Source organism: Nostoc sp. 'Peltigera membranacea cyanobiont' 213, assembly GCF_002245975.1.
In the GTDB taxonomy this organism is placed as follows: Bacteria; Cyanobacteriota; Cyanobacteriia; order Cyanobacteriales; family Nostocaceae; genus Nostoc.
Genome location: NZ_NOLI01000359.1, coordinates 1 through 1,363, shown reverse-complemented (window position 1 = coordinate 1,363; position 1,363 = coordinate 1). Strand labels below are relative to the sequence as shown.

Annotated in this window: 1 protein-coding gene; it reads right to left on the bottom strand. The window is 38.5% G+C overall.

Going from position 1 to position 1,363, the window contains the following annotated elements; translation table 11 throughout:
- Positions 1 to 119: 119 nt before the first annotated feature.
- Complete coding sequence (locus tag CDG77_RS34920; RefSeq protein WP_094333659.1) at positions 120 to 722, bottom strand: glutathione binding-like protein; 603 nt, start codon at positions 720 to 722, stop codon at positions 120 to 122.
- Between the last annotated feature and the right edge of the window lie 641 nt (positions 723 to 1,363).

The window sequence follows — 1,363 nt, the reverse complement described above, 5'->3', positions numbered from 1 at the left end:
TTATACAGAAATGTATATCAGCAATCCACAATACTTACTCAATCAGTACAAGAAGAATAAGAAAATTTAATTACCAATGTTTGCTTATTACCCTTATTGACTTATCCCTGGTCTTGTATTTAAGGAACTTGCATTCCGCGTTGCACAGCCGGACGTTGCTGCACTATTTCTACCCAGCGTTTAAGATTTGGGTAATTGTCGAGTGTTAAACCCTGAAATTCATAAATTGCTACCCACGGATAAGTTGCAACATCCGCAATAGAATAGTCACCACAGATAAATTCATTGTCTTGCAGTTGTTTATCTAAGACACCATAAATGCGTAAAGTTTCCTTTTCATAACGTTCGATGGCATAAGGAAGCTTTTCGGGTGCAAAGCGTTTAAAGTGGTTAAGTTGCCCAAACATTGGCCCGACTCCTGCCATTTGGAACATCAGCCACTCTAGTACTTGAAAACGGCTTTTTTGTTCAATGGGTAAGAGTTTACCTGTTTTTTCAGCGAGGTAAATTAGAATTGCACCCGATTCAAAAACTTTAATCCCAGTTTCTTGGTCAACAATGGCAGGAATTTTACTATTGGGATTGATGGCGATATATTCAGGTGTAAATTGCTGTTGAGTAGTAATGTCAATTTTGTGGACATCGTAGGGCAATTCGACTTCTTCCAGCATGACAGAAGCTTTGCGTCCATTGGGCGTCGTGAAAGTATAGAGATCAATCATCTGCTGCTATCCTAAAATCTTGACATTTTCCGATGGTAGTGTAGCTTTGATTGAGAAATTAGGCTATTAGCCTATAGAGAGATAACAGCAATACTGAACAGGTGGGCGATCGCTTTTTTTCTTCGCTTATCCGTCTGGACACTAGCTCTTAAATATGATTAGCGGTGCAGGAGTGATCCGAGGGAAGCGATACCGAACGCGCGGAGCGTCGCCAAGAGTTGGCTGTGCCTACGCCCCTAAGTTCCAGTTTCAAGCTAGAAAAATGGCGTAGGCACAGCCCTAAAATTAGACATCGCATACCACTGATTTCCTATGCAAGAAAAATGTGATTTGAACTAAAAAATGAGATTTTAACTCATGATATGCTTCATAAATGAGTATCCAGTTTATAGTTCACTTTTTATATTCGAGTTTTTTACGAATAATGATTATCGTGTAGGGAATAAAAAGACTGATAAGAGCGACGTTTGTATCAATTTATCGGCTTGATTATCATTATTATTCAGCTAAGATTTGAGTAGGCGATCGCCCAACAACAGAGCGATCGCTTAGACAATGAAATATTTGATTTTTACTCAGATATCTACTAAAACAAAAGTTTTGAACCATAACATACGATTTTATGTTAAACAGTTAGCAAG

Coding starts and splice junctions, on each gene's coding strand:
- CDG77_RS34920 (WP_094333659.1), bottom strand. CDS start 722: ATGATTGATCTCTATACTTTCACGACGCCCAATGGACGCAAAGCTTCT.